Below are 8,689 nucleotides of genomic sequence, written 5' to 3' on the forward strand. Positions count from 1 at the left end.
GACTCCAGGTCAGCAGGTCCAGGGGGAGGAGGGGGCTCCGGCGGGTCTCCCGCCCGTCGGAGCCTTCTCGCATCTTTACTGAGAAAAAACCAAGTCAGAAACCATAATTTCTCAGCCCTTGCTCAGCTACCCCGAACGGGAATCGCTTGCAGACAATCGCGGGCGATCGCCAGTTCCTCGTTCGTCGGAACCACCAGAACGGCGATCGGCGAGCGGTCGGTGGAAATGCGCCGAGCGCCCCTGGCAGGCTGCGAGTTACGCTGCTCGTCGATTTCGATGCCCAGCCGTTGAAGTCCGTCCAGCGCGTCGTAGCGCACCGCGGCGGCGTTTTCTCCGACACCCGCAGTAAAGCTCACGACATCGGCGCGGCCCAGGATCGCCAGGTAGGCGCCAATGTATTTGCGCAGCCGGTGAATGAATACGTCGTAGGCCAACTGCGCTGAGCTGTTGCCAGATTCGATCATCTCGCGCAGACGGCGGAAGTCCCGCTCCCCGGCCAGGCCCAGCAAACCGGAGTGCTGATTGAGCATCGCCTCGATCTCGTCGACGCTCATGTCGGCCTCCCGGTGCAGATAGCTCACGATGCCCGCGTCGATATCACCGCTGCGGGTGCCCATCACCAGGCCCTCCAACGGAGTCAGTCCCATCGAGGTGTCGACCGGGCGACCACCGGCGATCGCCGAGGCGGAGGCACCGTTACCCAGATGCAGCACAATCTGATTCAGCTTCTCCCACGGCCGGTCGAGGAACGCGGCGGCCTGTTGGCTGACGTAGCGGTGCGAGGTGCCGTGAAATCCGTACCGTCGGATGTGCCACTTCTCCGCGAGCTCTCGGTCGATCGCATAGGTCGCCGCGGCGGCGGGCAGGTTGTGGAAGAACGCGGTGTCGAACACCGCGACGTGCGGCACCGCCGGCAGCATCGTGCGGGCGACCTCGATGCCTTGCACGGCGGGCGGATTGTGCAGCGGGGCCAGCATCGACAGGCCCTTGAGTTCGGCGATGACCGTGTCATCGATGACCGTTGGCCGGTAGAAGACCGACCCGCCGTGGACCACCCGGTGACCGACCGCGGCCAGCGCGCAGGTCTTCACATCGATGCCGTCGTCGGACAGCTTCTCGAAGGCCGCCCGCAGCGCCGCCCTGTGGTCGGTGACGGGGGACGACGGCTCACCGATCTGCTCGACGATGCCGTCCGCTAGCGATTTACCCGAATCAGGCTCGATCAGTTGATATTTCAGCGACGACGAGCCGGAGTTCAGCACCAGCACTACCGGGCTACTCATCGACACCCTGCGCCTGGATCGCGGTGATCGCCACGGTGTTGACGATGTCGTCGACCAGGGCGCCGCGAGACAGGTCGTTCACCGGCTTGTTCAAACCCTGCAGCACCGGGCCGATCGCGATCGCACCCGCACTACGTTGCACCGCCTTGTAGGCGTTGTTGCCGGCGTTCAGGTCCGGAAATATCAGCACGGTCGCCTTGCCGGCGACAGGCGAGTCACGCATCTTGGTGGCGGCAACGGACGGCTCGACTGCGGCGTCGTATTGGATCGGCCCCTCGACCAGCACCTGCGGTGCCCGGCTGCGGACCAATTCGGTCGCTTCCCTGACCTTGTCGACATCGGCTCCCGAGCCGGACTCACCGGTGGAGTACGACAGCATGGCCACCCGTGGCTCGATGCCGAACTGCGCCGCGGTCTGCGCGGCGCTGATCGCGATGTCGGCAAGCTCCTCGACGGTCGGGTCGCGGACGATCGCGCAATCTCCGTACGCCAGAACCTGATCCGGCAGGCACATCAAGAAGACACTGGACACCGTCGAGATGCCGGGCGCGGTGCCGATGATCTCGAAAGCCGGGCGGACGGTGTGAGCTGTGGTGTGCACCGCACCGGACACCATGCCATCGACCATGCCGTTGTGCACCAGCATGGTGCCGAAATACGACACGTCGTGGATGATCTCGCGGGCTTGCTCGACGGTGACACCCTTCTTGGCGCGCAGCTGGGCGTACTGCTCGGCGAACTGGTCACACAACTGGCTGGTGCGGGGGTCGAATACCGCGACATCGTCCAGGCTGACACCGAGTTCGGCTGCGCGGGCGCGGATCTGGCTCTCGTCGCCGAGGATGGTCAGGTCGGCGATACCCCGCTGCAGCACCCGGCCCGCCGACTTGAGGATCCGATCGTCGTCACCCTCCGGCAGCACAATGCGCTTCCGGTCCTGTCGGGCCCGTTCGCGCAGCTGATAGGTGAACATCTGCGGCGTGGTCACTTTGGGGATCGGAATCGCCAACTGCGCCAGCAAGTCCGAAAGGTCGACGTGGCTCTCGATCAGCTGCAGCGCGGTGTCGATTTTGCGCTGCGACGTCGTGGTGACGCGGCCCCGAGCCGACCCCACCGCGCCGGCTGTCTCGAAGGTGCCCAGCGTGGTGGCGATGATCGGCAGCCGCAGCCGCAGCCCGGCCACCAGCGCTCCGATCGACCGGTGCAATTCGAACCCGCCGTTGAGAATGATGCACGACAACGACGGAAACCCCTCGGCGGCATGGGCACTGGCGACGGCGAGCACCACGTCGGAGCGGTCGCCGGGGGTCACTACCGCCGTAGCCTCGCGCAGCCGTTCCAACACGTGGTCGGCCGTCATGCCTGCGACAACCACGCCCATCACTTCACGGTTCATCAGCTCGGTGTCGCCGCTGACCAAGGTGCCGTTCACCGCGGCCTGCAGATCCGCCACCGTCGGCGCCACCAGCAGCGGCTCGTCCGGGACCGCGTAGGTTTTTGGCGCCAGCGGGCGCAGCGCCTCGGTGATCGCTGTCAATTGCGTTGGTTCGCAACGGTTGGCCACCACGGCAGCGGTATGCGCGCGCTGTGCGCTCAGCTCGGCCAGACACACCTCGACGGCGTGAACGACCTGCTCGACGCTGCGGTCCTTGGCCCCTACCGCCAACACCACCGGCGCGCCGAGGTTGACCGCGATGCGCGCGTTCACGCTCAGCTCAACCGGGCTGGCCACATCGGTGTAGTCACTGCCGACGACGACCACCGCGTCACAATCGGCGGCCATCGCGTGATACCGCTCGACGATGTCGTCGATCGCGGCGTCACGATCGGCATGCAGTTGCTGATATGTCACGCCGATGCAGGGCTCGTAGGGCAGGCCGGCGGTGGTGTGGGCCAGCAGCAGATCCAGGATGTAGTCGCGGTCCTCGTCGGCTCGCGTGATCGGCCGGAACACACCGACTTTGGCCACCGTGGCAGCCAGACGATGCAAGATCCCCAGCGCGATCGCCGACTTGCCGGTGTCTGCTTCCGGCGCCGCGATGTAGATGCCGGCCGGCGACGCTGAACTGGAAGCGGCCACGCTGCGGGTCAGCCCAGCCGTCGCAGCCGGGGCTCGAGGTCCTTCTGGAAGAGCTCCAGGAACCGGCGCTGATCGTGACCCGGCGCGTGGAACACCAGATGATTGAGGCCCCAGTCGACGTAGTCCTTGACCTTCGCGACCGCTTCGTCGGGGTCCGACGCCACGATCCAGCGTTTGGCGACCTGCTCGATCGGCAGCGCGTTGGCGGCCGCTTCCATCTCGATCGGGTCGTGAATGCTGGTCTTCTGTTCGGCGGTCAGCGACAGCGGCGCCCAGAACCGCGTGTTCTCCAGCGCCAGATCGGGATCGGTGTCGTAGGAGATCTTGATCTCGATCATCCGGTCGATGTCATCAGGGTTCTTGCCGGCGGCCTCCGCGCCCTCCTTCATGGCAGGGATGAGCTTGTCCTTGTACAGCTCCTCGCCCTTACCGGAGGTGCAGATGAAGCCGTCACCGGCGCGGCCCGCGTACTTGGCCACCTGCGGACCGCCGGCGGCGATGTAGATCGGGATGCCGCCCTCGGGCACGTCGTAAATCGAGGCGCCCTTGGTGTGGTAGTACTCGCCCTCGAAGTCGACCCGGTCGCCCAGCCACAGCTCGCGCATCAGCCGCACCGATTCACGCAACCGCGCGTAGCGCTCCTTGAACTCCGGCCATTCGCCCTCATATCCGGTGGCGATCTCGTTGAGCGACTCTCCGGTGCCGACGCCGAGGAAGATGCGATCCGGGTAGAGACAGCCCATGGTGGCGAAGGCCTGCGCGATGACGGCCGGGTTGTAACGGAACGTCGGCGTCAGCACCGAGGTGCCAAGCTGCAGCCGTTTGGTCCGCTCGCCGACCGCCGTCATCCAAGCAAGTGAGAACGGCGCGTGCCCGCCCTCGTGCCGCCACGGCTGGAAGTGATCGCTGACCGTTGCGCTGTCCATGCCGTGCGCTTCGGCGGCGACCGCCAGCTCGACGAGTTCCCGCGGCGCGAACTGCTCCGCCGACGCCTTATATCCAAGTTTGAGTTCAGCCACGCTGTCGTTTCTACTCCAGTGCCTAGACTCTCGGGCATGGCACCGGTGCTGAACGCCGTCACCGAGTCCGTCCACCTCGTCCAGGGCGGCGCGGTGAACTGGACGCTGGTCGGCGACGACAGCGGGGTCATGCTGATCGACGCCGGATATCCCGGTGACCGCGACGACGTGCTGGCCTCGCTGCGGCAACTCGGCTACCAGGCCGAAGACGTGCGGGCCATCCTGCTGACGCACGCCCACATCGACCATCTCGGCTCGGCGATCTGGTTCGCCAAAACCCACGGCACCCCGGTCTACTGTCACGCCGACGAGGTCGGCCACGCCAAGCGCGAGTATCTGGAGCAGGCATCGCCGATCGATGTCGCCATGCACGTCTGGCGACCCCGATGGGCGCTGTGGACCGCCCACCTCGTGCGCGACGGCGGGCTCAGCCGCGAGGGCATCCCCACCGCGCAGCCGCTGACCGCCGAGCTGGCCGCTGCATTACCTGGCGGGCCAATGCCCATCCCGACACCCGGCCACACCGGCGGCCACTGCTCGTTTGTAGTCGACGGGGTGTTGGTCAGCGGCGATGCACTGGTGACCGGGCATCCGCTGCTATCGCACAGTGGACCGCAACTGCTGCCCGAAATGTTCAGCCACGATCAGGACGGCTGCATCCGCAGCCTGGCGGCGCTGGCGCTGCTGGACACCGAGATTCTGCTGCCCGGCCACGGCGACGTGTGGCGTGGCCCGATCCTCGAAGCCACCAAGCAAGCGACCGCCTTGGCGCTCTAGCCGGTCAAGCGTCACGGGCTGATCGGGCTGTGTGGATCTGCCCGGCTCCGGCGATTTACGGAATTTTCGCTCAGAGGCGGGCACAACACCACATCCAACGGCCTAGCTGAAGAGATGCTCGCGCAGCGTGGTTCCACTGTATTCGGTGCGGAACCCTGAACGTTCCTGCAGCACTGGCACCACGTGGTCGACGAACTCGTCCAGGCCGTGCGGCGTCAGGTGCGGCACAAAAATGAACCCGTCGCAGGCGTCGGACTGAATGTAGCGGTCGATCTCCGCGGCGACGTGATCGGCGGTGCCCACGAACTGCTCCCGGCTGCTGACGGCGATGATCAGTTCGCGAATCGACAGGTTCTGCGCCTCAGCGCGTTCGCGGTAACGGCGGGCCACCTCGATCGGGTCCCCGTGCCGGACGCGGCCCTGAGTGATGCTGGTGTCGCCGCTCGGATCATCCTTGGGCAGTGGTCCGTCGGGGTCGTAGTCCGAGAGGTCACGCCCCCACACTTGCTCGAGCATCGCGATCGCCGTCGGGCCGCTGACCTGCTGGCGCCGGATGTAGTGCGCTTTGTCGTCAGCCTCCTCAGCAGTGTCACCGAGCACGAACGTGGCTGCCGGAAACACCTTGAGGTCGTCGGGATTTCGCCCGTATGATGCCGCGCGACCTTTGACGTCTGCGTAGTATCGTTGGCCATCCTCTAATGACCCATGCAGGGTGAACAGTGCGTCGGCATAGTGGGCGCCGAAGTTGCGGCCTTCGTCGGAGTCCCCGGCCTGCAACAGAATCGGATGTCCCTGCGGCCCCGCGGGCAGCGTGGCAACTCCGCGCACATCGAATTGCGGGCCGTGATGGTCGACCACTGCCACCCGGTCGGGATTGAGATAAGTTCCCGAATCGACATCGGCCAGCACGGTGTCCGATGCCCAGCTGTCCCAGAACTCGCGTGCCACGCTGAGGAACTCCTCGGCCCGCTGATAGCGGTCGGCATGATCGAGGAAACCACCGCGCCGAAAGTTCTCACCGGTGAACGCGTCCGACGAAGTGACGATGTTCCAGCCCGCGCGGCCGTCAGACAGCTGGTCGAGGGTCGCGAATTGCCTTGCCACCTCGAAAGGCTCGTTGAACGTGGTGTTGATCGTCCCGGTCAACCCCAGCCGGTGGGTGACGGCGGCCAGCGCCGCCAGCACGGTGAACGTGTCCGGCCGGCCCACCACGTCGAGGTCGTAGATCTGGCCGCGATGCTCACGCAGTCGCAGCCCCTCGGCGAGGAAGAAGAAGTCGAAAAAACCGCGTTCGGCGGTGCGGGCCATGTGCGCGAACGAGTCGAACTCGATCTGGCTGCCCGATTCCGGATCGGTCCACACAGTCGTGCTGTTGACACCCGGGAAATGAGCGGCTAGATGAACGGGCTTGCGGTGCTTGCCTTCTCGTGTACTCATTTGCCGATCCCCCAGCGTTGTGCGAGCAGCTCATGTGAGCGCAGACGCGCCTGGTGGTCATGGGTCACCGATGTGACGACAAGTTCGTCGGCACCGCTCAGGCGTTGCAGGGCAGACAGCCGCTCGGCGACCTCGTCGGCGTCGCCGACGAACTGAGTCTCCAGCCGGTCCTTGACCACGGGTAGTTGCTCTTCGGTCAGCGGCCGGCAATCACCGGGGGCCGGGTAGGGCACCGCGCCCACCCCGGTGCGGATCGAATACACCCACGACCCGTAGCCGGCCGCCAGATGCCGCGCAGTGGCGCTGTCGTCGGCCACCACGACATCGGCGGACACCACAACATAGGGCTCTTGCAGCGTCGCCGATGGGACGAACGTGTCCCGATAGGCCTCGATGGCTTCCAGCGCGGTCGCCGGGGTGATGTGGTAACTCGCCACGAACGGCAGTCCGTGCGCGCCGGCCAGCCGCCCGCTCTGGCCCCGTGTACTGCCAAAGATCCAGGGCACCAACCCCGATCGCTCACCCGGCACGGCGTGTACGTCGAATCCGCCGGCCTGGTAGCTGCCGTCGAGCATCGCGAGGATGTCGCCGAGTTGATCGGCGAAGTCGGGCGCGACGGCCTCCGGCTGCTGGAGGATTTCCATCGTCGCCATGACGCGCTCGGTGTCGAGTAGTCCGCGGAGGTCGAACGGCAGCGGGATCACCACGCCGTCGACTTCGCGCCACTGCCGGGGTGGCCGATTCTTCGTCGCTGGGCTCTTTGGCTTGAACCCGGTGTCGCGCCGCTGCCCGCGGCCGAGGCCGAGGTCGATGCGGCCCGGGTAGAACGCATCCAGCATGCCGAAGCTCTCCACCACCGCGGCGGCGGTGGTGTGGCCGAGCTGGACCGCGGCCGACCCGATGTGGATTGTGTTGGTAGCGGCCGCGAGTTGTCCGATCAGTACGGCCGGCGCTGAGCTGGCGACGCCGACGAAGTGGTGTTCGGCGATCCAGAACCGGCGATATCCCCATCGCTCCGCGCGTTGGGCGAGATCGATCGTGTTGTGCAACGCCGTCGCGGCGTCACTGCCGGCGCTGATCGGCGACAGGTCCAGGATCGACAGCGGGACGGTGGTCACGAGTGCACGTCCGCGTACCGGTTGGGCGCGACGGGCAGGCCGAGTCGTTGACGCAGCGTCTCGCCGTCGCGGTAGGACGTCCGAAACCGCTTGGCCCGCTGTAACAGTGGCACCACCTCGTCGACGATCACCGGAAGGTCGGTGGCATTGACGGCCGGCCGGAGCCGCACACCGTCGACGCCCCGCTGTTGCCAGCCCAGCAGCAGGTCGACCACATCGCCCGGGCTGCCATCGAAGATCAATGCGTCAGAACCGAATTCGGTATCGCCGCCGAATGTGACCACTACGTCGGCATAGACCTTCAAATGCTGTCCGCCCGCCGCCTTGACCTCATCGAGGATCGAGTCCAGCGATACATCGTCGGTTGGCGTGATGAAGACGAGATCGGCGCTGGTGGCCGCGAATTCGTAGATCCTCGGTCCATGTGCCAGCGCCGCCACCACCGGTTGCCCCTGCGGCGGACGTGGGGTGATCGACGGGCCTTTCACCGAAAAGTATTTCCCGTGGAAGTCGATGTAGTGCAGCTTGGCCCGGTCGATGTAGCGCGCGGTCTGCGCGTCGCGGATGATCGCGTCGTCCTCCCAGCTGTCCCACAACCGGCGCACCACCTCGACGGCATCGGCCGCCTCGTCGAACAATTCGCCGCCGCCGGCGGACGCGTCGCGTCGCCCGAACAGCGCGGCCTCGTGCGCCGTCGAGCTGACCCGTGGCTGCCAGCCGGCCCGCCCGTGCGAGACGTGATCCAAGGTGGCGATGGCTTTCGAAATGTGAAACGGCTCGGTATGAGTGACGGTGGCCACCGGAATCAGGCCGATGTGCTTGGTGACCGGGGCGATGCGAGCGGCGACGAGCAAGGCGTCGCCGCGTCCGGCCAGCCGCCGCGGGCTGATCGATTCGCGCCGGCCGGGCTGGGGCGTCAGCGTGTCGTCGATGGTGAGGAAATCCAACAGGCCACGCTCCGCGGTGGCCGCCAAA

7 protein-coding genes are annotated in these 8,689 nt (G+C 66.3%); 1 reads left to right on the plus strand and 6 read right to left on the minus strand.

The features are described from left to right. Positions 1 to 122: 122 nt before the first annotated feature. Genes WAN02_RS13230 through fgd form a run of 3 tightly spaced genes read right to left on the minus strand, consistent with a single transcriptional unit; the run spans position 123 to position 4,382 of the window. Positions 123 to 1,283 carry an acetate kinase gene (locus WAN02_RS13230; RefSeq protein ID WP_422264641.1) on the minus strand — a complete coding sequence of 387 codons (1,161 nt, stop codon included), beginning with the start codon at positions 1,281 to 1,283 and terminating at the stop codon, positions 123 to 125. After that, a complete protein-coding gene (gene pta, locus WAN02_RS13235; protein ID WP_422264647.1) occupies positions 1,276 to 3,330 on the minus strand; it encodes a phosphate acetyltransferase in 2,055 nt (684 codons plus the stop codon). Before pta ends, WAN02_RS13230 begins: the two co-directional genes overlap by 8 nt. 41 nt (positions 3,331 to 3,371) lie before the next feature. Next, positions 3,372 to 4,382: a glucose-6-phosphate dehydrogenase (coenzyme-F420) gene (gene fgd, locus WAN02_RS13240; protein ID WP_422264642.1), complete on the minus strand. Its 1,011-nt coding sequence runs from the start codon at positions 4,380 to 4,382 to the stop codon at positions 3,372 to 3,374. Between the two features lie 36 nt (positions 4,383 to 4,418). Between fgd and WAN02_RS13245 the strand changes: the two genes are divergently transcribed. Beyond that, the gene (locus tag WAN02_RS13245) at positions 4,419 to 5,159 is read left to right on the plus strand and encodes an MBL fold metallo-hydrolase (RefSeq protein WP_422264643.1); all 741 of its coding nucleotides are present in this window, start codon (positions 4,419 to 4,421) and stop codon (positions 5,157 to 5,159) included. Between the two features lie 102 nt (positions 5,160 to 5,261). Here the strand turns inward: WAN02_RS13245 and WAN02_RS13250 are convergent, their stop codons facing one another. From WAN02_RS13250 to WAN02_RS13260, 3 genes are all read right to left on the minus strand, one after another. Next, the gene (locus WAN02_RS13250; protein WP_422264644.1) at positions 5,262 to 6,596 is read right to left on the minus strand and encodes an NtaA/DmoA family FMN-dependent monooxygenase; all 1,335 of its coding nucleotides are present in this window, start codon (positions 6,594 to 6,596) and stop codon (positions 5,262 to 5,264) included. Then, complete coding sequence (locus tag WAN02_RS13255; RefSeq protein WP_422264645.1) at positions 6,593 to 7,714, minus strand: LLM class flavin-dependent oxidoreductase; 1,122 nt, start codon at positions 7,712 to 7,714, stop codon at positions 6,593 to 6,595. Before WAN02_RS13255 ends, WAN02_RS13250 begins: the two co-directional genes overlap by 4 nt. Next, positions 7,711 to 8,689 (minus strand): LLM class flavin-dependent oxidoreductase (locus WAN02_RS13260; RefSeq protein ID WP_422264646.1); only part of this gene is annotated, 979 nt, incomplete at its 5' end. The genes WAN02_RS13255 and WAN02_RS13260, both read right to left, overlap by 4 nt.

The organism is Mycobacterium sp. (genome assembly GCF_049281135.1).
Lineage (GTDB): Bacteria > Actinomycetota > Actinomycetes > Mycobacteriales > Mycobacteriaceae > Mycobacterium.

Excerpts from the sequence above, each read along its gene's own strand:
- WAN02_RS13230 (WP_422264641.1), bottom strand. The coding sequence starts at position 1,283 with ATGAGTAGCCCGGTAGTGCTGGTGCTGAACTCCGGCTCGTCGTCGCTG.
- WAN02_RS13245 (WP_422264643.1), top strand. The coding sequence starts at position 4,419 with ATGGCACCGGTGCTGAACGCCGTCACCGAGTCCGTCCACCTCGTCCAG.
- WAN02_RS13250 (WP_422264644.1), bottom strand. The coding sequence starts at position 6,596 with ATGAGTACACGAGAAGGCAAGCACCGCAAGCCCGTTCATCTAGCCGCT.